The sequence below is a fragment of the Levilactobacillus wangkuiensis genome (genome assembly GCF_016861605.1).
Taxonomy (GTDB): domain Bacteria; phylum Bacillota; class Bacilli; order Lactobacillales; family Lactobacillaceae; genus Levilactobacillus; species Levilactobacillus wangkuiensis.
In genome coordinates this window covers 131,570-156,806 of record NZ_BOLM01000003.1, presented here as the reverse complement: position 1 = coordinate 156,806, position 25,237 = coordinate 131,570, and the positions used below count along the sequence as shown (strand labels likewise).

The following is a 25,237-nucleotide window of genomic DNA, read 5'->3' as shown; positions in this document are numbered from 1 at the left end:
CTTAGTTCAACAATTAAGAAAGCGTTTTCTTAAACGATGACGCTGAGAAAGGGCGATTTAAGTTGAAATTCAAAAAAATTTTGTATGGTGCTGCTTACTATTACGAGTACCTGCCATTTGACCGCTTAGATAAAGATATTGAAATGATGAAGGCTGCCAACATTAACGTTGTCCGGATTGGTGAAAGTACTTGGGGAACTTACGAACCACAAGAAGGCGTTTTTGATTTTAGTAAGTTAGACAAAGTCGTTGATGCGATGGCCAAGGCTGGCATTCAAGTCATCATTGGAACTCCTACCTATGCGATTCCAACCTGGTTAGCTAAGAAGTATCCAGAAGTCATGCTGACGAATAAGGCTGGCAAACAAGTTTATGGTGCTCGTCAAATCTTTGATATTACCAATCCGACTTTCAGAATGCATGCTGAGAAAATTATTCGGCAGATTATCAGTCGGACCGCAGATAAGCCCAATGTTATTGGATTTCAGGTTGATAATGAGACGAAACACTTTGATACCAGCAGTGATAACGTCTATATTGCTTTTCAAAAGTGGCTTAAAAAGAAATTTAATGGGAATTTGGACGCGTTGAACCTCGCCTATGGGTTAGATTACTGGAGTAACCGGATCAATGCTTGGGAAGATTTTCCACCAATTAATTCAACGATTAATGGGAGCTTGGGTGCAGCGTTTGATGAGTTTAAGCGCACCTTGTCAACTGACTATCTGCAGTGGCAGGTGAACTTAGTTAATGAGTATAAGCATGATGATCAGTTTGTGACTAATAACTTTGATTTGGAATGGCGGGGGTACTCTTACGGACTGCAACCCGATGCCAATCATTTTGATGAGGCTAAAGCAATGGATGTTACGGCAGTCGATATTTATCATCCGACGCAAGATAATCTGACTGGAATTGAAATCGCTTTCGCAGGGGACTTTTCTCGCTCAACTAAAGATGCCAATTACATCGTCATGGAAACCGAAGCGCAAGCCTTTAAACACTGGGTACCATATCCAGGACAGCTTAAATTGCAAGCGTATTCACACATTGCTTCAGGGGCAAACATGATTAGTTATTGGCACTGGCATTCAACACACAATGGGTATGAAACCTATTGGAAAGGTTTGTTGAGTCAGGACTTCAAACCTAATCCAGTTTACAACGAAGCAAAAACGATTGGTAAAGATTTAGCTGACAATGGCTTATTGTTTGTCAATTCTCATAAAAATAATCGTGTTGCCTTCGTTGTCAGCAATCAAGCGTTAAGTGCTGTTGACTGGTTCCCATACAAGAACACAGCTTTTGACCGTACCAACGAGCATCAATACAATGATGTTTTACATTCTTACTACGATGCGTTGTATAAGATGAATGTTGAGGCAGATATTTTAGAAGTTGGCGATGCAAGAATTACCAATGACAATTATGATTTGCTGGTCGTCCCGATGCTGTATTCCGCTTCTGATAGTCAGTTAGAACAGCTCAAACATTTTGAAGAACAAGGTGGGACGGTACTTTACTCTTTCCGTTCTGGGTTTACGAATCAGGATGTTAAGGTTCGGACTGATACGCAACCGGCTAAGATTTCTGAGGCGGTTGGAACGACGTATGAATTATTTGTTGAACCTGATCAAAACTTTTCGACTGGCAAGCCAGAACGAGACATGACAATTTCTGGGGTTGCTGGGTTATCTGATTTAAAAGAGCAGCCGGTCAAGTATTGGGCGGAACTGTTAACGCCAACTACTGGTAAGCCACTTGCTATGTACGATCACCCGTACTGGGGGAAGTATGCCGCAATTACTGAGAATGCGTTTGGAAAAGGGCATGCCTTCTACGTTGGCACTTATTTAAATGATGAGTCTATGCGTGTGTTATATCAATATATCTTGAAGCAAAGTGGGCTGTGGACCAGTCGACAAGAGCAGCGTTTTCCAATTATCAATAAACAATTAATCGAAGAAAATGGCAACGTTCTTGATTTCTACTTTAATTACTCAAATGACAATCAGCAGGTGACATTTGAGTCTCAGGCTGGAACCGAAATTCACGATGAATCAAAGCAGACGAAGGATGGTCAATTTACGCTAGCACCTTGGACGGTTAAAGTTTTTGAAGTGAAACGATAACAAGGGAGATTTTTAAGTTGGAAAATAAGCAGATGAGCCAGGAATGGCATGCAAGCTATACCGATAAGCAACAACCCAAAGTTCCAGTTCGGGTTGGGGTGGCCGTAGCTATTGGTGTATTACTGTGGTTGGGACCATTTAATGGTGTGAGCTCGATTCTTAATCCAGCCAAGTTGGCTAATATTATGGGTGGTGCTGGTTCGAGAGTCAACAGTTTTCTAGCGGTTCTTGGAACGATTGGTGCCGTTGTTTCAACGCTAACAACAATTATTATTGGGGCTTTGTCTGATCGAACCCATTCGAGATGGGGACGGCGGACACCTTGGATTGTTGTGGGTTCTGTTTTAACGGCTGCAGTGATGGTCGGTCTGGGAATGATCAAGACGGAACAACAATTACCAATCTTCATTCTGCTGTGGTGTGGGATTCAAACCTTTATTAACATGATTGTTGCCCCATTATTGGCAGTGATTGCAGATCAAGTTGCCCCGATGCATCGGGGAACGATTTCATCCATCTATGCAGTGGGATTTGTGATTGGCCAATATGGTGGTCCCGTTGTCGGTGGGCAATTTTTAAGCAATACGAATACTGGTCTGATTAATACTGGTTATTATATCTTCGCTGCTTTGATTTTATTGTCAGGTCCAGTAGCGGCGATTCTGTTAAAAGAAAAGTCCAGCTTGGGGATGCCTAAGGAAAAACTTGATTTGAGTGGTTTTGTTAAGGCATTTATCTTCCCTATCCATAAGGTGCGTAACTTCTATCTGGCTTTATTCGGTAAGATGTTGATTGTGATTACTACGACTGCGTTCGCTACTTACCAAGTTTTCTTCCTGACTAGTGGGATGAATCTTGGAAGTTCTGAGGCAGGGAAGTATATTTCCTTGATGGGGACTGCCACAATGGTTACGGCGATTATCTTCTCATCGACGGCCGGCCCCGTTTCAGATAAATTAAAGACTCGGAAATGGGTTGTTGCGTTTGCCGCCTTGCTGATTTCGATTGGGACGGTACTCCCATTTATCTTTAAGAGTCCTGCAACGATGATTTGGTATGGGGTCATTGCTGGTACCGGTTCAGGAATCTTTAGTTCAGTCGATCAAGCATTGAACCTAGAAGTCTTACCTGATCCTGAAACTGCAGCTAAAGACTTGGGAATTCTGAACTTAGCTAACACTGGGGCACAAATTTTGGCACCAGTATTGGGCGCAATTCTCTTTGACATGGTTGGCAAGAACTATATGCCAATTTTACCGGTACTTGCGGTAGTTGCCCTATTAGGTGCTGGGATGGTCTTGATGATTAATGAACATAAGACGGTTTAGATGATTAGAATAATATTTATAGTAGCAAATTACGGTGTATCGATATAGACGATAAAACGGTCAGGGTATCTGAGATGAAATTCTCAAATACTCTGACCTTTTTCGTAACGCTCAATGATGAATCACAGGTGTTCTCCCGCCGCCAGACAATCCGCGCGCAACAGTTCGTAAATTTCCGCCTTCAACGGGGCCTGCGTCGCCAGCCAAGCACGGTCGCGGGTGACCGGCGTCAGGGCGATGTCTTGGACCACGTGGGCCGGCCGCGCCGACAACACGAGAATCCGGTCGGACAGGTAGATGGCCTCCTCGATATCGTGGGTGACCAGTAAGGTTGTGCGTTTCAACTCGGCCGGCAGTCCCAGCAGCCAGTCCTGCATCAGGCCGCGCGTCATCGCATCCAGTGCTCCGAACGGCTCGTCTAACAGGCGGTAGTCGGCCTGGTTGAGCATGGTGCGCAACAGGGCGACCCGTTGTCGCATCCCGCCGGACAGCTGGTGGGGGAGAAACTTGCGGTAGGGCAACAGCCCACAGAGCGTGAGCAATTCGGTGACGCGTTCCTGATCCACGGGTTGGTGGTTGATGCGCTGATACAACGTGATATTTTGGTCGATGGTGTACCACGGGAACAGCATGTCTTCCTGCGGCAGGTAACTGAACGTGGTGTTGAGCCCCGTAATCGGCTGGCCATCGACCGCCAGACTACCCATGGACGGCGTCAGTAGTCCGGTCAGTAATTTCAAAATGGTGGACTTGCCCGCACCACTGGGGGCAATCAGCGACACGAAGCTGCCGTCCGCAATCGTCGCGGTCACGTCATTTAAAATGTCCAGCTTATCTAGCGTGAGGCTGACATTTTGCAAGGTAATCGGCATGGCTAGTCCCCGACGTACTGGTTGGTGTACAGGGTGTCGGCCGGGATGGTCTTCTTGATCAGACCGTAGTCCTTCATGAAACCGGTGTAGTTGTCCCAAACCTTGGCGTCCATCTGGCCCCATTTGGCCGCGTCATCCGTGTAGTTAGCGGAGAGGAAGGCTTGCGATTCCTCCAGGAAACTCAGGTCGGCATCCTTGGCGTACTTGTGTAAGATCTTGGCGTCGGCCTTAGGATGGGCCATGGCGTCTTGGTACCCCTTTTTGGTGGCGCTCATGAAGGCCTTGACCAGCTTCGGGTCCTTCTTTAATTGGGTGTTGTTGGTGATAATCACGGGCGTATAGTAGTCCAGCCGCTTATCCAATTTGCGAAGGGGCATGTAGTTGACCTTGATGCCGTCATCCTTGGCGCGAATCACGTCCCAGCCTTGGAACCACCACTGCAGGTCGTTCTTCTTGCCCAGACTCTTGGGACCATCGCCGGTCGCGCCGACAATCTTCAGGGATTTGGGGTCGACCTTAGCCTTGCTCATGACGGCCTTCAACACGGCCTCTTCACTAGGCGTTTGCCAACCGGCGTAGGTCTTGCCCGCAAAATCCTTGGGCGAGGTGATGCCGCTGGACTTGAGCGAGACGAACCCGGACGTGTTGTGCTTGATGACGGTCCCAATCGCCTTGACCGGGATATTCTTGCCATCGGCGTGGGCGAACGTCACGTCTTCTTGGTAGCTGACCCCGAATTGGGCCTTGTTGGCGCCGACCATGCCGATACTGGTAGCGTTGTCGCCGGGTTCAATGATTTTAACATTTAGGCCGGCCTGCTTGAAGTAGCCCTTATCCTTTGCCACGTACAGCCCCGTATGATTGGTATTGGGCACGTAGTCGAGAACGATTGAAACGTCGGTCAATTTTTTAGCAGATTTAGAATCGGATGATTGATTTTTAGCGTTGCCACAGGCTGTCAGTGAGAGTAAGAGTGGCACCAGGAACCAAAGCTTCGTTAATTTCATAATAATCTCCCTTGAATAAACATTTTATAATATAATTTTTGAAAAATGCGCGTCACGATGTTTAACCCTAAACTCAGCACAATCACGCAGAGAATGGCGGCGAAGACCTTGTCGATTTGGTAGCCGTTTTTCACGCGGATCATGTAGTAACCCAGTCCGGCCTCGGCGCTCAACCATTCCCCGATGATGGCGCCGCTGACGCAGTAGGTGGCGGCGATTCGTAGGCCGGCGAAGAATCCCTGCATGCCTTGCGGAATCTTCAGGAGCCGGTAGACCTGCCAGCTTTTGGCCCCCATGGTCTGGAGAAAGCGAATCTGCTCACCGGAGACCTTTCCCAGCGCCTCCGAAAAGGCCACGATGATGGGAAAGTAACTCATGAGGACGACCAGAATGATCTTGGGCGCCATGCCAAAGCCAAACCACAGGCTCAGCAGGGGACCCAACACCATGACGGGCAGGGTTTGTGAGATGACCAGCAACGGGTAAAATGACTGGTACAGCAGCTGCCAGCGGTCCATGACCAGCGCCGTACAGAAGGCTAACAGGCAGGCGATACCCAGGCCAATCAGGGATTCGTACAGCGTCACCCACGAATTTTGCAGGAGGCCGGGTCCGTCCGCCACCAGCGCCTGACTCACGGCCACCGGACTGGGTAAAATGAACGCCGGCGCGTGGAGGAGGGTGACCGCGAGTTGCCAAGCAGCCAGCAGCAGGACCAGGCTGCCCAGCGGGTATAACTTGTGTTTCATGTAAAACCACCTTTCTTCACGAAAAAAGCTCCATCCGGGGGAGTAAGTCCGCCTGGATAGAGCATCCGCGCGTTTCTCCCTGCGCCAGTGTTAGCTGACAGGTTCAATGGGTCAAAGTTCACAACTTACTCTCGTGCCGTTTAAACGGTATCCCCAGAAACTTTTTTAATTGGATTTAGTATAGCATGGCAATTCTACCGGAACAACTCAATTTACTTGTCTCAAAGTGAATCCTTCGAAATTTGATTGTGGTGATTTTTAGGTGTCAATTCCTTGGTATGACAGGCTTTGTCTTGGAGTAAATAAAGACAATTCGCCAATTTTGGCGGGATAATGGGCCTAATCTTTCGTAGCGATGGGGCAAAAGGTCCGAGACTAAAATCGTTTGACGCTTAACCAGTCGTTCCCCTTAATTTGCTGGCCAAGCTAACCGAATGACTCTACGGGAGTGCTGGCGGCGAGTATCGTAAAATGAATCCAAAGTCATGGCTAAAGTTATGACGTGACTTGGTTACTCAGCTTTATCAGAGAAATTGTGGACCGTGTCTAGTGACTACCATCAACGTGACTGACGGGTTCTGAGCTGAGATTGGGGGGCTTCGCGCATGCGAGGTTCCTTTTTGGTTTGGGGTCTAAACTAGTCTTTGGTTTTGCCTCCGGGCTGGGGAAAATTGAGCCGTGACGCTGTGGGCGCACGTCTGGAGCCGAAGGGCGGTCTCCAGACTTACTTTGAGCCACTGAGAAGCGTGTCTCAAAGATAGCAGTTACCTAAGCGGGAAACCCGCTAAGGTAACTCCCACGGCTGAGCTCATTTTCCCCAGCCCTGCGGCTAAGACTGGTTTAGCCCCAAAAGCCAGTCGAACTCTTTGGTCTTTCTGTTGGCTGAGTGAATTTACTGGTGCGCACTCAAGGTACCCTGTTGTGGAGCCGGTTCCCGCCTGAGGAGCGGGCTTCCACCTCACCTTTGAGCCTGAAAGGCGGTCTCAAAGGTTGTCCCATGCTCTAAGCTGAGAAAATCGCTCAGCTAAGACCATCGACACAGCTGGTCACCTTGGCGCACCTCTGGTCACTCCCACGACTGGCTCATTTTCCCCAGCGCTGCGGCTAAGACTGATTTAGCTCCAAGCCAGCTGGACTCTTTGATTTTGTTGTTGGCTGAGAGTGTTACCGGTGTACATACACTCAAGGCGCCCTGCTGTGGGGCCGGTTTAGCTCCAAGCCAGCTGGACTCCTTAGCTTTGTCGTAATTGACCGCGATTGTGCGACCTGGAAATAGGTTTGCTTTACACGAGGCTAACCGTCAAAGGTGGCCTCGTTTTTGTTTGCCAAAAGAGAAAACGCTTAACAATAAGAATCTCGTGAAAATTTTCAAAAATGGGCGGGACTTTTCGTCATTTTTGTTATACTGGTCTTTGCTCGTTAATTTTAGAACGCAAGAACGGCGATGGTTGGCATAGCCTTGCCGTTATAAAATAATGCATAAATCGGCACAGAGAGAGGGAGACTGATTATGAAATTTGGACTGACACGGGTGGGGCAACTATGACTCCACAACATCATTTACGCGGCGTGTTACTGGCGAGTGTGGCCTGCATCTTGTGGGGCATCTCAGGGGTTGCGGCGAGCACGCTGTTTACGATGAGCCCCGAGGTGACGGCACTGTGGCTGACCCAGGTCCGCATGATTAGCGCTGGGATTATTTTATTAGTCTTTGGCCAAGTGATTGGCATCAAGCCGTTTGAAATTTGGCGCCAGCGGGGCACGGCCCTACGCGTCGTCAGCTACGGCCTATTGGGATTGGTGCCGGTTCAGCTGTGCTATTTCGAGGCCGTTAAATTCGGCAATGCGCCGGTCGCCACAATTATTCAGTTCCTCGGACCGTTCATCATTAGTATTTATTTCTTAGTATTCAAACACGTGACGCCGACCCGGCCCGAAGCCATGGGGATGGCGATTGCCTTCATCGGTACCCTGTTGATTGTGACACACGGGCACCTCAACAGCCTGGCCATTTCACCGGTCGTCCTGTTCTGGGGCGGGCTGTCAGCCATCGGGGTTGCGACGAACACGCTGATTCCACGGCCACTGTTGCCCAAGTTTGGCGCCGTTTCCGTGACCGGCTGGGGCCTGCTAGTTGCCGGTATCTGTTTAAATGCTTTCGGACCCGTTTGGCAGGAACACGTCACGCTGTCCTGGGCCGGCTGGAGCATGATTGGCATCATTATTGTCTTCGGGACGGTCATTCCGTTCCTGATGTTTGCCCACGCGCTGGGCTACATCTTGCCAACCACGGCCAGCTTGCTGGACGCCTTCGAACCCCTGTCCGCCACGGTATTTTCCGTGATGTTCCTCAACGTTCAGCTGACCAAGTTCGACTTGATTGGCGGCGCGCTGGTGATCTTAGCGGTGATGGTGCTGTCGTTAAATGGGCGCCAGATGATTCGGCTAATCCGCCGCTTCCGCACCAACCCGGACTAAACGGGTCTGGATTCGCCTTACCGGGCGGTGAAAATAGGCCGGAACGCGGTGGGGAGGACGCCCAGAGCCAAAGGGCGGTCTCTGGACTTGTTTTGAGCCTCTGAGAAATGAGTCTCAAAATCACCATTTACTCCGCTACGCTCCGTAAATCCCACGACTGGGCTCATTTTTTATGCCCTCACGGCTTAGACTGGTTTAGTGCGGGTGGTGAGTCCACTTGGTTCCTGGTGTTTTGTGTTTTCTGAAGTGTTAAGCAATTCAATGATGTACAAAAATAGCGTAAGACTTGTCGACAAGACTAGTCTTACGCTATTTTACGTTGTTGCAGCCTTTCATCCTTTTGTAATAGCCGTAATGATTCTTGAATAAACTCGTTGCTCTTATTGCTATCTAAAACTATACTTAAAGTGTAAAAAGTTTTAACAGAAAGGAGAATTAGTGTTTTATGAAATTAAATAAAATTGTTTTGTCTACTTTACTGTTCTCAGTAGCATTAGTAACTGGTAGTGTTATCGTTCAGTCAAACGTAAGCGCTTCATCTTCAGATACATTGTCGACGCCGTTAACGAGGGATATCAGTAGCTTTAATTTTTCACATGATATTTTAAATGATAGTCCTGGCGTTTGGGCTCAACTTCCAGATGCAGGCAGTACTTCGAAAGTTCAATTGAAAAACTTTAGTGATTATACGTTGTACAACCAGATTGGTGACAAGCTGACAGATCACATATTGAGCGACAATCCAACTGATGCAGATTGCTTTACGCTCTTACTAACACCAAATCATAATGCCAACTTTCTCGTCCGTGTGGGTGAAGACGATTGGCTCAAGATTGATTCTAATGTTACCTTGAATATTGGTACCAGTGGTGACAAGCTAACTGACAATGGTGGTCTCACACCTACTAATTTTGTCGTGAACTTCGTTGATCAGAATGGGCAAACGGTTCAGAGTCCCATTGTATTACCAATCAGTTCAGTACATAGTGATGGCACTAGCTATATGAACGCTGATGTTGCTAATGATATGACTGCTATGCGTGATGATCTCACCCGTGTGACCTATAATATTGATGGTTATACACCACGGGCAACTGATCCCGTCACTACGGATGGTGATTATACGACTACTTTCCATTATGTTAAAAAGAGCACACCCGTTACTCCCAGTGGAACCGTCACCCCAGCTGCTGATACGATTAGTTCCAGTAGCGATTCTTCTTCGAAAAACAATCAAGATCCGCAAAATGTTCAAGTCAAAGGTTTGGCAGTTTACGCCACAAAGGCTATTGGTCTCTACAAAACACCTAACTTTAGTAAAATGAGTCGGCGGTACTTGTATGATAGGCAATCGCGAACGAGCCGGCCACAATTTGTAGTCACAAATTATGCCCGTTCTAAGAAGGGCACGCTGCGATATAAAGTACGTGACGTTCGCAATCCACAGCGAGAAGGATTTATCACGGCTAATAGTAATTATGTGACGAATACTTACTATCAGACCAAGCCTAAGGCTATTAAGGTTCTGAGTCGGCATGGTATCAACGCCTATGATCAAGTCAGTCTCAGTGGTAAGCACTTGAAGCATTATGCGCAAGGAACTAGTCTGAAGGTTAAGGCTATTAAGTCGTATCATCTAACGAATCGTTTTGTCTTATCGAATGGCCATTATATCTCAGCCAATAAAGTGTTGGTCATTAAAAAGTGATGTTAGCACGTTTTCAGTAACTTCAAGTATGTACAAAGATAGCGTAAGACTTGTCGACAATGGCAGGTCTTACGCTATTTTGAATTGTATGGGATGAAATTAAAGACTAGTTGATGCCAACGTTAAGGAGCAAGCGGACCCGCGAATTAACGCTGTGTGAGCCGTGAGGTTGGAAAAAATGGACTCAGCCGTGGGATTTACCTATTAGCGTGCAACGCTGGTAGGTAAATGGCGACTTTGAAACGCGTTCTTGGCGGTTCAAAGCGAGGCAGAAGACCGCTCTTTGGCTTCGGGCGTCCTGCCCACCGTGTTCCAGTCCATTTTTTTCAGCCGGTAAGGCGCGGCAAAACCAATCTATGCGGTCGGGACCGCTTTGATCTTTAACGTCATGGCGTTGATGGCGACGATGATGGTGCTCAATGACATCACCACTGCCCCCACCATGGGGTTCAACATGAAGCCAATCGGTGCCAACACGCCGGCGGCCAGTGGAATGGCAATCAGGTTGTAGCCAGCGCCCCACCAGAGATTTTCGGTCATCTTGCGGTGGGTGGCTCTTGCCAAATCTAAGAACTGGATGACGTCGGCTGGGTCGCTGGAGACCAGGATGATGTCGGCGGATTCAATCGCCACATCGGTCCCGGACCCAATGGCCATCCCGATGTCCGCGCGGGCTAGGCTTGGCGCATCGTTCACGCCATCCCCAATGAAGAGGACCTTACCTTTTTGTTGGTATTCCTGGACCAAACGTTCCTTGTCTTCCGGCAGGAGGCGCGCTTGGACTTCAGTGATACCCACGCTGGCAGCGACCTTGTTCGCCGTTTCCTGGTTGTCACCGGTCAACATAACCGGCGTAATGCCTTGGCGTTTCAATGAGGCGACCAGCGTCTTGGCAGCTGGCTTGATCTGGTCACCCTGTGCGACGAGGCCAAGGACTTGGTCGCCAGCAACCAGGTAGCTGATGGAGTTTCCTTCGGCAGCGAACTGCGTGAATTGGTCGTGGTCGTAGGTCAGGTGTTTCTGGTCCAAATAGTTGACGGAAACGACGCCGTACGTGGTGCCGTCGATGGTGCCAAATTGGCCGAGCCCGGTTTCTTGGTGGGTATCGCTAGCGGCGGTGACCGTCAGACCCTTTGCCTTGGCGGCCGTTAAGATCCCGGTTGCTAGGGGATGGCTGGAGCCACTTTCGAGGTTGGCTAAGTGTTGTAAGACAGCTTGTTCGTCTAAATCAGGGGTTAAACTAACCAGGTGGTTGACCTTGAATTCACCCATGGTTAACGTCCCGGTTTTGTCCATCAGGGCGAACTTTAATTGGTTAACCTGTTCCATGGCGTTCCGGTTACGAATCAGTAAGCCGTTCTGAGCGGCCAGTGCGGTACTCCGGGAAACAACCAGTGGAACGGCCAGGCCCAGTGCGTGGGGGCAGGCGATGACGAAGACGGCCACGGCGACGGGTAAGGCCACGGCTAAATTAGCCACGGTCAACCAAACGATGAAGGCCAGGATGCCGGCAAAGAGGGCGGCGTAGAAGAGCCAGCCCGCGACCCGGTCGGCCAGGTTTTCTGACTTGGACTTGGCATTCTTCGCGTCACTGATCAATTTCATGACTTGGGCCAAGTAACCGGAGTCCCCGGTCCCCGTGACGGTAGCGGTCAGGGTCCCGGTTCCGTTAACGGCGCCCCCAATCAGGGTGTCGTCCGTGGTCTTGTTGACGGCCTTGGATTCACCAGTGACCAGGGATTCGTTCACGTCTGAGGTCCCACTGAGAATCTTGGCGTCGGCGGGAATTTGTTCACCGGCCCGAATAACCACAGTTTCACCGATTTGTAGGTCACTTAACTTAACGTCGGTAATATTGCCTTGGGTGTCCTGAACGTGGGCTTCTTGGGGAAGTAATTTACCCAGCGCTTCCACGGCAGACCCGGCGTTCATGACGGTGTTCATTTCAATCCAGTGGCCCAATAACATGATGACAATCAGGGTCGAGAGCTCCCAGAAAAAGTTGTTCACGGTCGGCGTGACGTGGAAGAGATTGCTAGCAATGACGGCGTAGATGCTGTAAACGTAGGCCACGCCGATCCCCATGGCAATCAGGGTCATCATGGCGGGGCGCTTCATTTGGAGCTCGGCCTTGGCCCCACTGAAGAAGGGATAGCCACCGTAGAAGAAGAGAATCGTGCCTAAGACGGCGACAATCCAGTCACTCCCGGGGAAAATCAGCTGGAAGGGCAACGTCATGCCCATCATGGGCGACATCAGAACGACGGGAATCGTCAGGATGAGGGAGACCCAGAACTTGCGCTTCAGATTGCCCATGTGTATCATGTGGCCGTCGCCCATGTCCATATCCATGTGGGCCATGTCCATGTTGCTCATGTCTTGGTGTTCGTCAGTGGGGCCATCGCCCATGTTCATATCCATGTTAGCCATGTCCATCTTGTCCATGTCGTGGTGGTCGTGGCCGCCCTTCAGATCTTGTTGCATGTTCATATGAGACATGCCTAAATCGCGTTCATTTTTCATTCTGCACAACTCCCTTCGCAGCCGTCGGGGAGACAGTCGCAGTGGACTGACTCGGGGGCGGTTGGTAATTTCTTAGCGAGCACGTCGATTAAATTTTGCACGTCGGCGCGGCTCATCTCGGTGTCTTCCAACACGTGGGCAATCGCGGTCCCACGGTGCATCGCACACATCTGACTGATCTCATTGGTCAGCGCGGTGTCCATGGCGGCTTGTTCCGGAATCAGCGGGGTGTAGATGAACTGGCGGCCCTGCTTGGTGGTGGCCAGCGCGCCCTTCTTGACCAGCCGGCCGATTAAAGTCTTGATGGTGGCGGGCTTCCAATCGTGTTGTTGTTCGAGTAAGTCAATGATGGTGCGGCTGTCGGTCTCTTTTAACGTCCAGACGATGCGCATGACGCGCCATTCTGCGTCGGAAATGGTGACGGCTAATTCTGCTGTGGCCATGGTGAACACTCCTTTTTTAGTGGAACGGTTATTGGTTAGGGGAAATGGTGCGGGTCAGCCGCGGTAATAGTGAGCGGCTGAGGGAAAATCAAGGTGGTGGTTTGAGCCAACCTAACCTTGATTGGTGACTTGAGTTTACAACTGTAAACGTAACCTGTCAAGGGGGAAGTCTCGGGTGAGAATTTGGGGCCGGTCGACACGCAGATGAGCGCGTAGAGACCGGTAGTCTTTCTTAGGGTAGCACTCCGGGTGATGGCCGATAGGTGGTGCGACTTTTTCTGATGGAGTGGGTGCGGGGACTTAACAATCGGGTTAACTAGGTCAGTACACCCCGAAAAATAACACTATGGTAATAATATGACAAATAGATTTGTAAGAAGTTAAAATTTTAGCAAGTTTGGATTTTAGCACGCCATCGGCCTCGTGGTTTTGTATAATAGAACGTACGAAATTGAAAGGAGCGTTGACGCTCGTGGTTCTATTTAAACATTGGCTTCGGCGGGGCGTGATTCTGGGCCTCATCGCGGTCATTTTAGGTGGCGGGTCCACAACGACCGCGGCCGCTAAAACCGTCACGAAGGTTGCGGCGCGGTCCGCTTACGTGATGGACGCGCAGAGTGGGCAGGTGCTGTACCAGCAAAACGCAGACAAGCGCTACCCCATCGCGTCGTTATCAAAATTGTTGACCGTCTATTTAACGGTCAACGCCATCAATCAAGGCAAAATTAATTGGGATGATCAGGTACCCATGAGTCACGATCTGTTGAAACTCAGTCACAGCTATGCGTACTCGTCTCTCCGTATGAAAAAGGGCGAGACGTTCACGGTTCGACAGTTAGTGGCGGCGGCAATGATTGCCTCCTCCAACAGTGCGGCGACCGCGTTAGGTGAGTACGTTGCCGGCAACAACGCCAAGTTTATTCAGCTCATGAATCAACAAAGCACGGACTGGGGTATCGAGGCCCATTTCATCAGTTCATCCGGTCTCGACAACACCGACCTGAAGGACTACAATCTCGTCTTGCCAGGCACCGGGAAAAAGGAAGAAAATCTGGTTTCGGCCAAGGCCATTACGATTGTGGCCCAGCATCTGATTCAGGCCGACCCCAGCATCGTCCAGGTTTCTGGGAAAAAGGAAGCCAGCATCAACGGCACTAAAATTTATAACGAAAACTCCTGCTTGAAGGGCCAATCGCATTACGATAAGAAGGCCAATATTGATGGCTTGAAGACCGGGTACACGGAAAACGCCAAGCTGTGTTTTACCGCGACTTACACGGTCAACGGCCAACGGATGATCGCCACGATTCTGGGTGGGGATACCACGTTTACCGCAATGAATAAGCTCATTAAGCAGTTGAAAAAGCAGTACCAATTGGAAACGACCGCGTTAACGGACCGGCGAATCTCCCTGGCCACCGGGCTGGCCACGACCGTCACGGCGGCGCCCACCAGCAGTCAGGCGGGCGTGTGGTACCAAGATAAAACGGCCGGGTTGACCACCACGGTCGCTACCAAGCTGACCCCCGCGCAAATGAGTTCCGGAACCGTCAATGCTGGCGAGCCCGTTGCCCAAGCGACGGTGACGGATACGCAGACCGGAGCCAAGCAACAGGTCACGTACCATTCACAACAATCGGCCACGCTTTTTGCTGAACGCGTCGTGTTCAAGACCCAGCCACAGGTGGACCAACTGTTACAGACGCTGATTAAACCGATGGGCTCGGCGTTTGAAGGTTAAATTAAAAGTAGTTCGATGTAAATCAAACAGGTTTCACCCGTAACTTTGGGGTGAAACCTGTTTTTTGTATAATATTGATTGTCGGTTTAACGAGATTATTCACGGAAGCTTGAGAAAACTAATGTCATCAATACGAAGAATTGTCGAGATTAATTGGTGCATGATGACCGGAAAATTGGTGGTATTGCTGATAACTTGAAGGGTGTCTTCATTTTGCGTGATTGCAGAATTTTGACAGGTCTCCTGGATAATCCTCATTGGCAGAGGTGCACTTAGATTGATTCCTGATAACTCGAGGTTAGTTAAGGTTTCACCGTCGTCATCAAGCTGTATTTTGTCGTTATTTAAAATTGAGACGTATAGCCGAATATTATCGTTGAGGTGGTTAAGAAAAGGGGTGGAAATCTCATCACTGTTACTGTCAGGTAGATGCGTAATCTGATACTGTTGACGGAGCCAATTGGTGTAGCTGCGTAGTCGTGCTTCCGTGTCCAAGGTGGGCCTCCAGGTATAAGATATTTTGGTGTCAAATTGATTATACGTCTAAATATCTAGAGAAGATGATTTTAGGTCTTCTATGACAAATTAAAAAGAATCAGAACAATTAAGTCCTGATCCCATTTCAAACAAATTTTCTAATCCACCGAAGCCAACGCATCCAACATATTAATATGCTTCAACTTGCGGTGCATGATGGCCATGACCAGTAAACTGAACGCCAGCGTTAACAGGGCCGCGTAGACGTAGCTAACCCAGTGAATGCCCGGCGAGAACATGAGGCTGTCGGTCTCGGCGGTATTTAAAATGTAGCTGTGTAGCCAGTTTCCCAGAAAACAGCCGAAGAAGATGCCTAGTCCGGTTAGGATTAAATTCTCGCGGAAGATGTACATCGTGACCTCGCCGTCGTAGAAGCCCAGCACCTTGATGGTCGACAGCTCACGAATCCGTTCGGAAACGTTGATGTTGGTCAGGTTGTAGAGCACGACCAGGGCCAGTGCGCCGGCCGCGACCACGAAGATGACGACGACCAGGTCCATGGTATCGAGCATCTGGAAGTTATTTTTCTTCTCGGTGCTCAGTAGGGTCACGTTCAACATGCCCGGCGTCTTCAAGAGGTCGTTGGCAAAGGCATTCTGCCGCTTCTGACTGTGGTGGGTGAACTGGACCAGGTTGCCATTATAAACGGGGGTCGTCGCAAACAGCTGGTGGTAATAGCTGGGTGAGACATAAATGAAGTGATTGACGTAGTTTTCTGCAATCGCGGCCACCCGCACCCGCTTCACTTGGCGGTTGCCGAGCTTCACGGGAAGGGTGTCACCGACCCGAACGTCATAGAGCTTGGCCATTTTTTCATCGATGATGGCGCCGCGATTGTTCAGGTGGTAGGTCGCGTGGGTCTGTCGATTGCGCAGGACGACGAATTGCGTGAGGTTCTGGGGATGCTGCGGCACGCTCAACGTGGCCGTTTGATTGGCGACGTCCGCCCGTTCCACGGTGACCTGCGCCTGTTTTACAACCAGGTCCTTCTTCACCAGGGATTGGCGGTGGAGGGCTCGGCGTTGTTGAGCGGTCTGTGAGCCATTCCGCACCACGATGGCGTCGTAGTGCCAGAGCTGATCAAATTGTTTCACACTGATATCGCCGATGGAATCCTTCAGGCCAAAGCCCGTGATCATCATGGCCATACACCCCGCGATGCCCAGCACCGTCATGAGGAGGCGCTGTTTGTAACGAAAGAGGTTGCGCAGCGTGACCTTGTGATTGAAATTCAGACGGTTCCAGAGGCCGTGCCAGTGTTCCAACCACAGCGTTTTACCAGCCTTGGGCGCCTTCGGTTGCATTAACGTGGCCGGTAGACTAGTGAGGTCGACCCGCAAAACGAGCAGGGCGCTGCCAATCGTGCAGGCCAACGCAATCACGAGCGCAATTAGAATGTCGGCCCAGATGACCTGCACGCTGATGGCCGGCAGATTGTACATGCTGCCATAGGCTTGGGCAATGAACCGAGGGAAGAAGTTGACGCCAAAGCCCACGCCCAGCACCGTTCCTAGCAGGCTGGCGAGGCCACCGTACAGGAGAAATTCACTGCCGATGGCGGCATTGCTGTAGCCCAGGGCCTTGAGTGTGCCCATCTGGACCCGGAGCTCGGCCACCATCCGCGTCATGGTCGTCAGACAGATCAGCGCGGCAATCGCGATGAAAAATAGGGGAAAGACCGTCGACAAGGCGACGACCCGCTGCGTGTTCTCGTGGTATTCGCTGTAGCCAGGGTTGGGGGCGCGGCCGGTCACCAAGTAGGTCGGTCGCCCAATCGCGGCAATCTTGGCCTGAGCCTGTTTGATCTGAGCTTGGGCCTTCGTCAGAATGGGCGAGTTAGCCGGTAGTTGTTGGGCTAACGCCTGGACCTTGGCGACCTGGGGCGCCAGTTGCGCGCGGGCCTGCCGTTGTAATTGGGTCTGGCGTTTAGCTGCCTGCGGTTTTAGCCAACGCTTGAGTTTGGCCGTATTGGCCCGATTCAACCGCTTGTATTTGGCGGTGTAGGGGGTCACGCCCCGCAGGTTTTTAAAGCCCACGTCGATGCGACTGGCAACGGTCTGCGTCAGCGTTCCCGGCTTGACCAGCGCAAAGTAATCCAGCGTGCCCTTGCCCACGGTCGTCACGCCGCGGGTGGTCTTCTCGATGTAGCGCGGTGAGTTGACGAAGCCCACGATTTTAAACGTTCGCCGATTGAACTGGCGGTTCAGCGCGCTGGTCGTGGCAATCCGGTAGGTCGATCCCAGCTTGAGTTTCGGCTGAAGCGTCCGCGCCTGTTGATCCAAAACAATTTCATTGGCCTGGCGGGGCAGATGGCCACTCGCGACGGTCACCCGATTGAGGGACCCGCTGGGCATTTCCGCGACCCGCACGACCTGATTATTGTTTAGTTGATTAATATCTAAGTATTTTACGGCTTGATAGTGCAATTGCTCTCGGTGTTGATGTAAGACGGCCAGGTCCTTTTTCGTCAGCCCCGCCGTGGATTGCACGCTGTTGGTCGCCAGATTCTGGTTGGCATAGTAATCCGTTGCCGCCTGCAGCATGTCCGGCCCGGTTGCCCGAATCCCGGTGTAGAAGGCCACACCCAGAAAAATAATCAGCATGATCGAGATGAAACGGGCCTTGGAGTGGCCAATTTCACGCCATAAAACGCGCCAATAACTCTTTGTCATGGTCATCACCTACCATTCAATGTCGGCAATCGGTGTCGGCTGGGGATTCTGCTGAATCGACTGGACCTGGGCGTCGTTGATGTGAATGATCTGGTCGCCCATCTTGGCAATCGCCCCGTTGTGGGTCACGATGATGACGGTCATGTTGGTCTGACGGGCGCCGTCTTGAATGACCTGCAGCACCTGTTTACCCGTTTGGTAATCCAGGGCGCCGGTGGGTTCGTCACACAGGAGGAGCTTGGGGTTCTTGGCGATGGCCCGGGCAATGGCGACCCGTTGCTGCTCACCGCCGGACAATTGTGCCGGGAAGTTCTTGGCCCGGTCGGTCAGGCCGACCAGTCCCAGCGTCTCGTCCACGTCGCGGGCATCACTGGTAATCTGCGACGCCAGTTCGACGTTTTCCTTAGCGGTCAGGTTGGGGACCAGGTTATAAAATTGAAAGACAAACCCCACGTCCTGGCGGCGGTAGGTGGTCAGCTGTTTGGCGGTAAATTGGGCGATGTCGGTCCCGTCGATCAAGACTTGCCCGTCCGTGGGGCTGTCCATGCCACCGAGAATGTTGAGCAGGGTGGATTTGCCGGCGCCACTGGGTCCGAGAATCGTGACGACCTGGCCGCGTTCCACGCTAAAGGAAATGTCGTGGTTGGCGGTGGTGAGTTGGTCGCCTTGGGTGAATTGTCTGGTTTCGTGTTTGACTTCTATGTAGGCCATAATCAGGTCTCTCTTTCTAAATTGATTTTGGGTTAAAACTAGCTGGTTGCAGTGCCTCCGGGTCGGTGAAAATGAGCCGTGACGCTGTGGCATTCGTTCCCGGCGGCGGATTCAAAGCGCCCTGCTGTGGGGCCGCTTCCAGCCTGAGAAGCGGGCTTCCACCTCGACTTTGAGCCAAAGTGCGGTCTCAAAGGTCGTCCCATGCTCTAAGCTGAGAAAAATCACTCAGCTAAGACCATCGACACAGCTGGTCACTTTGATCCGCCTCTGGTCACTAGCACTGATTGGGTTGGCTCATTTTAACCAACCCTGCGGCTGACATTGGTTTAGCCTGATGGTATGGGGGACAGGTTTTTGTTTTGAAATTAAGTTTAGCAATAAGTTAATTGTAGGCTGAAACCGGGACTAGCACAACGGAAAACGGTTACAAAAGATGATAAAAACAAGCAAACCCCAGTTATGAAGGATTGCTTGTTTTGCGTGAATCTATTTAGAGTGTTACACATATCAAAGTTGATTAGTTGCCTCGTTGGGCTAAGTGGCCGTTAGCCGGAGGGCGGGTGAAAATGTGGCCAGCCGTGGGAATTGCCTTAGTGGCGGTCTTGGCCGCTTAGGCAATTGGTATCTTTGAGACACGACTCTCAGTGACTCAAAGTAAGTCCGAAGACCGCACTTTGGCTTCGGGCGTCCGCCCACAGCGTTCCGCTCTCATTTTCACCCGACCGGAGGCGCTGAACGTCACTTGTCCTAGCGAGGTAAGACGTGGAGGGTGGCGTAGGTAGGGCCTGCCGAAATCATCTTAGGCAGCGAGTTCTGCCCGTCATACTTGGCCTTGTAGGCCGCAGTGATTTTAGCGTCCAGCTCAGCGGAGTGGTCAATGGTTTCAAATTGGGCCGCAAAGTCGTGGTCGCCGACACAGATTTCGCCAGCGTTTTGGGCAGTGGCTGCCATGAACCACTTGGTCTGGTCGCCGTTCCAGCCGCGGGAGTAGACGTTGCCATCGACAACGACTTCCCAGACGGGGGATTCTTCTTCAAAGGTGGTCATGTCGGGGTTAAACGGCTTCATCGTTAATGTTTTGTTGTTTAAAAAGATGTCTAATTGTTCAGTGGTCCATTGTGTAGTAGTCATATCCATGATTAAATTCCTCCATTTATATGCGAGTTCGAGTCAACGGTTATCATCCGTGTCTGCGAGAACACGGGAAGGTTTTTCTGTTTGTCACTTACAATTCGTAAGTATATGCCATTTAAATATAATTGCAAATGCCCATATTGATTATATTGGCAAATATGAATGGAATATTAAGGGCGATTCAGTGGTGGTATGTGCTTAAAAATACCGCCATTAAAGGAATCTTGACGATTTAGTACGTGATTAGTGAATAGGACGAAAAATCATTTAAATAAATTAACTGATTGGGTGATAAATCACAAAAAAGTTGCTGATTCCCCTTGCCTTAGACCAACACGAAGGTACTATACTCAGAAATATAAGCGATAGGCTTGGCTGTTAGTTCGTGAAAATAAGTGATCCATGTGAGTGATCAGAGGCAGGCCGTCTTGAGCCCGGCGCCGAGAACGGCAACATACCACTCTTTATTTTCACGAAAACCAAGCTTATTAGCGTTGAAGGAGGAACTAAAAATGCCAACAATTACGGATACGTTTGATTTAAACAACGGTTTGAAGATGCCTAAGGTTGGATTCGGGACCTGGCAAACCAAGCCTGGCAAGGAAACGGTCGATGCCGTCAGCAATGCGCTGCAGGCTGGCTACCGGTTTATTGATACCGCTAAGGCTTACCAAAATGAACAGAGTGTTGGCGAGGCCATTGCCGCTAGCGACGTGGCGCGTGAGGCTATTTTCGTTCAAACTAAGCTGCCCGCTGAATCCAAGACCTACGACGAAGCTATCGCCGATTTTAACAGCAGTTTGGCTGCACTGAACCTGGACTACGTGGACTCTTATATTATCCATGCGCCATGGCCATGGGCCCAAATGGGTTCCAACCATGATGCCGAGAACCGCGACGTTTGGCGGGCCATGCAAGACATTTACAACAGCGGTCGGGCCAAGTCGGTTGGGGTGTCCAACTTTAATTCACACGACCTGGAAAACCTGTTGACTTGGGATGGTCTGACAGTCAAGCCGGCCGTTGATCAAATTCAATACTTCGTCGGCCACACGCAGGACAGTATCGTTAAGACCGCTGAAGCCAACGACATCGTGGTTCAAGCTTATTCACCACTGGCTACCGGTGGCTTGGTCGACAGTCCAGAACTGGAACGGGTCGCTGGCAACTACGGCGTCTCAATTCCACAACTGGCCTTACGTTTCGTCATCCAAAATGGCGTCGCACCACTTCCAAAGGCCCGGGCAATGGCCCACGTCGAAGCCAACGCCCAACTCGACTTCGAAATCAACGACAAGGACATGGCGTTCTTGAACCGGTTGACGGACGAAAACAGCTGGCACCCGGTTGGTGATTAGAAGAAAGAGCGTGGAACAGGGCGGTTAGCTGGCGAGCATTAACGGCGCTAAGTGAATAACCCCGGTTTTGGGTTATTTGCTTAGCGTTGTTAAGCGGAACCAGCTGCCCTGTGGAACGCGTTTCGGAGGCTGCCAGGACCGGAATAGTTCCGCGAAGAACCAGTCAAATGCCCTAAAGCAAGGTAGAATTTAAGGTCTACCTTGAACCAGGGTTAAGCGCAGGAACCTGCCCCGCGTAGCACGTTTCGGAGACTGCCAGATTCGGGATAAAAAGGCGAGAACAAGATTAACGCCTCAAACCAGAGTCATGGTTAAGCAAAAAAAGGGGTTCAAATCACTTAGCGTTATTAAGCGAAACAATCCCCCAACGCTCAACTACCAACCACGCACCCTCAGCCTCCAATTCACCAAAGCCACAAACAAAAGGAAGCCCTCAACAATTATGCAATACACCAAACTAGGACACACGGGTCTGGACGTTTCCAGGCTCTGTCTAGGCACCATGGGTTTCGGCAACGCGTCCACGGGGATGTTTCCCTGGGCCGTTGACGAGGAACAGAGTGAGGCGGTCATTCGCCAAGCCCTTGACCTAGGCATTAACTTTTTTGACACGGCCAACATCTATTCCCACGGGGATAGCGAGCGGTTCGTGGGTCACGCCTTAAACAAGCTGGCCGATCGCGACAAAATCGTGTTGGCCACGAAGGTCTTTTTCACGCCCGAAGCTGGTCCAAACTTAGCTGGACTTTCGCGCAAGGCTATTCTGTCACAGATCGACCAGAGTCTCGAACGCCTGCAAACGGACTACGTGGACCTCTACATCATTCACCGGTGGGATTACAACACGCCCATCGAGGAGACGATGGAAGCCCTGAACGACGTGGTCAAATCCGGTAAGGCCCGCTACATTGGCGCCTCCGCGATGTTTGCTTGGCAGTTTGAAAAGGCCCAGGCCATTGCCGAAGCTCACGGCTGGACCAAGTTCGTGTCCATGCAGAACCATTTGAATTTGTTATACCGCGAAGAAGAACGGGAAATGCTGCCACTGTGTGCCGACCAAGGTATCGCGGTGACGCCTTACAGTCCGTTGGCTTCCGGCCGGTTGACCCGTGACTGGGCCGGCGACTCCAAGCGCTACAAGACGGACAAGGTTGCCCGGTCGAAGTATGACGACAGCAAGCCATTAGACCTGCCAATCATCAAGCGCGTCGGTGAAATTGCCGACGAGTACGGTGTCGAACGGGTCCAGGTCGCTTTAGCCTGGCTGTTACAGAAGCCAACCGTCACGGCGCCCATCATTGGGGCCACGAAGAGCAGTCATTTAACGGGCGCGGTCAAGGCGCTGGACTTAACGCTCAGTCCCGAGGACGTCCAGTACCTGGAGGAACCCTATGTACCCCACGAATTAGTTGGGCCCTTAGCTTCCGATGACATTAATTATCAACGTTAATTTTTAAAGAACGAACGCAACAGGTTTCCCATCAAGCAACCAGCAATAACGACTAACATAACAACCACAACAGCCGTCCCGACACTCCCCCGTGTTGGAACGGTTTTTGTGTGAAATTAAAAAATCCCTCCTCTGGACAAAGCCAGGGAAGGGATTTTCGATTGCGACTATTGATACCAAACGACGTAATTTTTATTTAATAAGTTCGGCGCGAACCCAGGTCCAGCCGCCCAGCGTCAACAGGATCAGGTCGATGACGACGGAACCAATAGCTGCTGGAACCCACATCATAAGTAGGGTCCCGGCGATGCCCACACAGAGCCAAGTGACCTGCCTAGACGCGATGGGCGTGACGTTGTATAGCTTGGGTGCGGTCAACGCCAATAACGCACAGAGAATCAGGACGGTCACAATGATCAGTCCGCGGTAGTAAACTGGGTCGCTGGACTCCACCGTTTGGGCAATGAAGAAGGACTGCAGCGTCAGGCAGGCAATCAGAAAGCGGTGCACGCCCCGGAACAGGGAAATTGGCCAGTAGCGGTGGGCGGTGATTTCGCGTTCGTCCATCAACGTGTAGTAGAGCAGCCAGGTGCCGATGATACAGACCATGGCGATGACAAAGTGGGTGTAGTCGGTCAGGTGGGTGTGCTCCTCGGACATGTGCTCGATGATGCCGGCGAGCGATTCACCCAGCACAATCATGGTGAACAATCCGTAGCGTTCCAGCACGGCCGAGTTGAGTTCAAACGGAATGTCTCGCAGTTTAAATTCACGGTCAAAATTACCGCTCTCGGCCATGACCGTGCTGATGAAAATGACCAAGCTCAGGATGACGACTCCCTGTTGGACGGCCAGGCTAGGTGCCCAGATACTGCCGATGAACAGCGCCTCGCCAATGACATAGGCGATTAGGAAGGGTCGCGTCGTCGTGGCGTGGAGCGGGTCGGCAATCATGGTTTTTAAGTACAGGTACATATAGATGAGCTGGTTAAACGAGTACGCCAGGATAAACCCGGTGTAGTGCCCCGCGAAGACGTCCGGCGTGAAGGTGGCGGTGATGGCCACGGCCACGATTTGCAGCAGGGCGAAGCAAACGTTTCGCAGGTTATTTTCCCCGTGCAGGTCGAAGTACAGCACCATGTTGGTCCAGGTGTTGAAGAAGAACAGGAACAGCACCCAGAATGTCACGAAGCCGTAGAGGTTGAAATGAGCGGAGAGATTCTCCACGAAACTGTGAATGATGACGACGTAGACCAGGTCCGAAAAGAGTTCGAGCCAGGAGATTTTTCGGTTTTCAATGGTATTGGTGATGGTCCGCGGTGCACCCCACCAGGATCGATGATTGGTTGTCAAATGAAGGCCCCCAAAAGTTTTTAGGATATACCAGATATTATACACGTTCCGCTGGGGGAGGATAGACATGAAGATTGACTACTTTTAGCTGGTCCCAGGTGTAGTCGAAAATCTATGCAATTTAGGCATAGGAGGCGATTTAATTTAAGTATTGGATATAGATGGTGCGAGCTTCTATACTGAGGGACATTCAAAACAAATGGAGGAATCGTGATATGCCAGAACCCGCAATTTTTCAACAAGCCCTAGCCGGCGAGCCGTTAGACTTCAACGGTGAAGACTTTCAGATCATCAACCAGACTGTGCAACGGACGCAGGAACTGTTAAAGAAGTTCAACCACATTGACCAAACGCCGGAACAACGCCGCGCAACGCTAAGTCAGGTCGTGGGCTACTCTGTCCCAGAGTCGGCGGAGATCAACGCGCCGGTCCACAGTGACTTCGGTCCGCACATCTTCATCAAGGACAACGTCTACGTCAATCAGGGCGTGATGTTCGTGGACCTCGGCGGTATTTATCTGGACGAGGGGGCCTTGATTGGGCCCGGTGCCATGCTGATCACGGTCAACCACCTGGAGGACCCGGCGAAGCGCCGCAACGTTCAGGCCAGGGCCGTTCACATCAACCGCAACGCTTGGATCGGCGCAAGCGCCATGATTCTCCCGGGCGTCACGGTCGGCGAAAACGCCATCGTGGGCGCGGGGTCAGTCGTCACCAAGGATGTCCCAGCCAACATGGTGGTCGTCGGTTCCCCGGCCAGGGTGTTGCGCCGGGTGAAGGGGACGTCGCAGGAATAAGGCTGTGTTAGCAGAATAGAATGAATTGATTGTTGGAAAGCGAATGCAGTCTGTGGAATCCAATTGGTTTTTTAGAAGTAATCGCGGCTTGTAGGCAATTGAAGACAATCATCACAGAAATCTGGAATCATTTGCACAGAAAATTAAACCAGTGTCAGCCGCAGGAGTGGTGAAAATGGGTCACGCGTGGCAAGTGTTAGTGACCAGAGGCGGGCCAAAGCGACCAGCTGTGTCAATGCTCTAA

General features: G+C 51.0%; 18 protein-coding genes. 8 read left to right on the top strand and 10 right to left on the bottom strand.

Annotation, left to right across the window (positions count from 1 at the left end; translation table 11 throughout):
• Positions 1-62: 62 nt before the first annotated feature.
• Together JUF13_RS03035 and JUF13_RS03030 are read left to right on the top strand one after the other, a co-directional pair.
• On the top strand, positions 63-2,132 hold the full coding sequence (locus JUF13_RS03035) for a beta-galactosidase (RefSeq protein ID WP_203637653.1): 2,070 nt from the start codon (positions 63-65) through the stop codon (positions 2,130-2,132).
• 17 nt (positions 2,133-2,149) lie between these two features.
• The gene (locus JUF13_RS03030) at positions 2,150-3,460 is read left to right on the top strand and encodes an MFS transporter (protein WP_308439864.1); all 1,311 of its coding nucleotides are present in this window, start codon (positions 2,150-2,152) and stop codon (positions 3,458-3,460) included.
• A 122-nt stretch (positions 3,461-3,582) separates the two neighbouring features.
• Here JUF13_RS03030 and JUF13_RS03025 read toward each other — a convergent pair whose 3' ends face one another.
• Genes JUF13_RS03025 through JUF13_RS03015 form a run of 3 tightly spaced genes read right to left on the bottom strand, consistent with a single transcriptional unit; the run spans position 3,583 to position 6,088 of the window.
• Entirely contained in the window at positions 3,583-4,332 is a 750-nt protein-coding gene (locus JUF13_RS03025; protein WP_203637652.1) for an ABC transporter ATP-binding protein, read from the bottom strand.
• A gap of 2 nt (positions 4,333-4,334) precedes the next feature.
• Positions 4,335-5,339, bottom strand: coding sequence for an ABC transporter substrate-binding protein (locus JUF13_RS03020; protein ID WP_203637651.1), 1,005 nt, complete (start codon positions 5,337-5,339; stop codon positions 4,335-4,337).
• The gene (locus JUF13_RS03015) at positions 5,336-6,088 is read right to left on the bottom strand and encodes an ABC transporter permease (protein WP_203637650.1); all 753 of its coding nucleotides are present in this window, start codon (positions 6,086-6,088) and stop codon (positions 5,336-5,338) included. Before JUF13_RS03015 ends, JUF13_RS03020 begins: the two co-directional genes overlap by 4 nt.
• Before the next feature lie 1,542 nt (positions 6,089-7,630).
• Between JUF13_RS03015 and JUF13_RS03010 the strand changes: the two genes are divergently transcribed.
• Both JUF13_RS03010 and JUF13_RS03005 read left to right on the top strand, forming a co-directional pair.
• Positions 7,631-8,566 carry a DMT family transporter gene (locus tag JUF13_RS03010; protein ID WP_203637649.1) on the top strand — a complete coding sequence of 312 codons (936 nt, stop codon included), beginning with the start codon at positions 7,631-7,633 and terminating at the stop codon, positions 8,564-8,566.
• 445 nt (positions 8,567-9,011) lie between these two features.
• Positions 9,012-10,274: a DUF5776 domain-containing protein gene (locus JUF13_RS03005; protein ID WP_203637648.1), complete on the top strand. Its 1,263-nt coding sequence runs from the start codon at positions 9,012-9,014 to the stop codon at positions 10,272-10,274.
• Between the two features lie 354 nt (positions 10,275-10,628).
• On the opposite strand, the gene JUF13_RS03000 is transcribed toward JUF13_RS03005, so the two are convergent.
• Together JUF13_RS03000 and JUF13_RS02995 are read right to left on the bottom strand one after the other, a co-directional pair.
• Positions 10,629-12,650 (bottom strand): heavy metal translocating P-type ATPase, encoded by a 2,022-nt coding sequence (locus tag JUF13_RS03000; RefSeq protein WP_373301394.1) that lies wholly within the window; start codon positions 12,648-12,650, stop codon positions 10,629-10,631.
• Between the two features lie 143 nt (positions 12,651-12,793).
• Complete coding sequence (locus tag JUF13_RS02995; RefSeq protein ID WP_125764310.1) at positions 12,794-13,240, bottom strand: CopY/TcrY family copper transport repressor; 447 nt, start codon at positions 13,238-13,240, stop codon at positions 12,794-12,796.
• Positions 13,241-13,712: 472 nt separating this feature from the next.
• Here JUF13_RS02995 and JUF13_RS02990 point away from each other — a divergent pair, with 472 nt between their 5' ends.
• On the top strand, positions 13,713-14,981 hold the full coding sequence (locus JUF13_RS02990) for a D-alanyl-D-alanine carboxypeptidase family protein (RefSeq protein WP_203637647.1): 1,269 nt from the start codon (positions 13,713-13,715) through the stop codon (positions 14,979-14,981).
• A 99-nt stretch (positions 14,982-15,080) separates the two neighbouring features.
• Here the strand turns inward: JUF13_RS02990 and JUF13_RS02985 are convergent, their stop codons facing one another.
• The 4 genes from JUF13_RS02985 to JUF13_RS02970 form a co-directional block, all read right to left on the bottom strand.
• A complete protein-coding gene (locus JUF13_RS02985; RefSeq protein ID WP_203637646.1) occupies positions 15,081-15,476 on the bottom strand; it encodes a DUF1828 domain-containing protein in 396 nt (131 codons plus the stop codon).
• A gap of 140 nt (positions 15,477-15,616) precedes the next feature.
• Positions 15,617-18,190, bottom strand: a complete 2,574-nt coding sequence (locus JUF13_RS02980) for an ABC transporter permease (RefSeq protein WP_203637645.1) — start codon at positions 18,188-18,190, stop codon at positions 15,617-15,619.
• 9 nt (positions 18,191-18,199) lie between these two features.
• A complete protein-coding gene (locus JUF13_RS02975) occupies positions 18,200-18,901 on the bottom strand; it encodes an ABC transporter ATP-binding protein (RefSeq protein ID WP_203637644.1) in 702 nt (233 codons plus the stop codon).
• 747 nt (positions 18,902-19,648) lie between these two features.
• Positions 19,649-20,038: a DUF2255 family protein gene (locus JUF13_RS02970; RefSeq protein ID WP_203637643.1), complete on the bottom strand. Its 390-nt coding sequence runs from the start codon at positions 20,036-20,038 to the stop codon at positions 19,649-19,651.
• A 509-nt stretch (positions 20,039-20,547) separates the two neighbouring features.
• Between JUF13_RS02970 and JUF13_RS02965 the strand changes: the two genes are divergently transcribed.
• Entirely contained in the window at positions 20,548-21,393 is an 846-nt protein-coding gene (locus tag JUF13_RS02965; protein ID WP_203637642.1) for an aldo/keto reductase, read from the top strand.
• A gap of 442 nt (positions 21,394-21,835) precedes the next feature.
• Positions 21,836-22,843, top strand: a complete 1,008-nt coding sequence (locus JUF13_RS02960) for an aldo/keto reductase (RefSeq protein ID WP_203637641.1) — start codon at positions 21,836-21,838, stop codon at positions 22,841-22,843.
• A gap of 192 nt (positions 22,844-23,035) precedes the next feature.
• On the opposite strand, the gene JUF13_RS02955 is transcribed toward JUF13_RS02960, so the two are convergent.
• Positions 23,036-24,196 (bottom strand): low temperature requirement protein A, encoded by a 1,161-nt coding sequence (locus JUF13_RS02955; protein ID WP_203637640.1) that lies wholly within the window; start codon positions 24,194-24,196, stop codon positions 23,036-23,038.
• A gap of 215 nt (positions 24,197-24,411) precedes the next feature.
• Between JUF13_RS02955 and JUF13_RS02950 the strand changes: the two genes are divergently transcribed.
• Positions 24,412-24,993: a DapH/DapD/GlmU-related protein gene (locus JUF13_RS02950; RefSeq protein ID WP_203637639.1), complete on the top strand. Its 582-nt coding sequence runs from the start codon at positions 24,412-24,414 to the stop codon at positions 24,991-24,993.
• Positions 24,994-25,237 lie beyond the last annotated feature (244 nt).

Bases quoted from the DNA above. Each gene is read 5' to 3' on its own strand.
- JUF13_RS03025 (WP_203637652.1), bottom strand. From the start codon at position 4,332: ATGCCGATTACCTTGCAAAATGTCAGCCTCACGCTAGATAAGCTGGAC.
- JUF13_RS03020 (WP_203637651.1), bottom strand. From the start codon at position 5,339: ATGAAATTAACGAAGCTTTGGTTCCTGGTGCCACTCTTACTCTCACTG.
- JUF13_RS03015 (WP_203637650.1), bottom strand. From the start codon at position 6,088: ATGAAACACAAGTTATACCCGCTGGGCAGCCTGGTCCTGCTGCTGGCT.
- JUF13_RS03010 (WP_203637649.1), top strand. From the start codon at position 7,631: ATGACTCCACAACATCATTTACGCGGCGTGTTACTGGCGAGTGTGGCC.
- JUF13_RS03005 (WP_203637648.1), top strand. From the start codon at position 9,012: ATGAAATTAAATAAAATTGTTTTGTCTACTTTACTGTTCTCAGTAGCA.
- JUF13_RS03000 (WP_373301394.1), bottom strand. From the start codon at position 12,650: ATGAGCAACATGGACATGGCCCACATGGATATGGACATGGGCGACGGC.
- JUF13_RS02995 (WP_125764310.1), bottom strand. From the start codon at position 13,240: ATGGCCACAGCAGAATTAGCCGTCACCATTTCCGACGCAGAATGGCGC.
- JUF13_RS02980 (WP_203637645.1), bottom strand. From the start codon at position 18,190: ATGACAAAGAGTTATTGGCGCGTTTTATGGCGTGAAATTGGCCACTCC.
- JUF13_RS02975 (WP_203637644.1), bottom strand. From the start codon at position 18,901: ATGGCCTACATAGAAGTCAAACACGAAACCAGACAATTCACCCAAGGC.
- JUF13_RS02970 (WP_203637643.1), bottom strand. From the start codon at position 20,038: ATGGATATGACTACTACACAATGGACCACTGAACAATTAGACATCTTT.
- JUF13_RS02965 (WP_203637642.1), top strand. From the start codon at position 20,548: ATGCCAACAATTACGGATACGTTTGATTTAAACAACGGTTTGAAGATG.
- JUF13_RS02960 (WP_203637641.1), top strand. From the start codon at position 21,836: ATGCAATACACCAAACTAGGACACACGGGTCTGGACGTTTCCAGGCTC.
- JUF13_RS02950 (WP_203637639.1), top strand. From the start codon at position 24,412: ATGCCAGAACCCGCAATTTTTCAACAAGCCCTAGCCGGCGAGCCGTTA.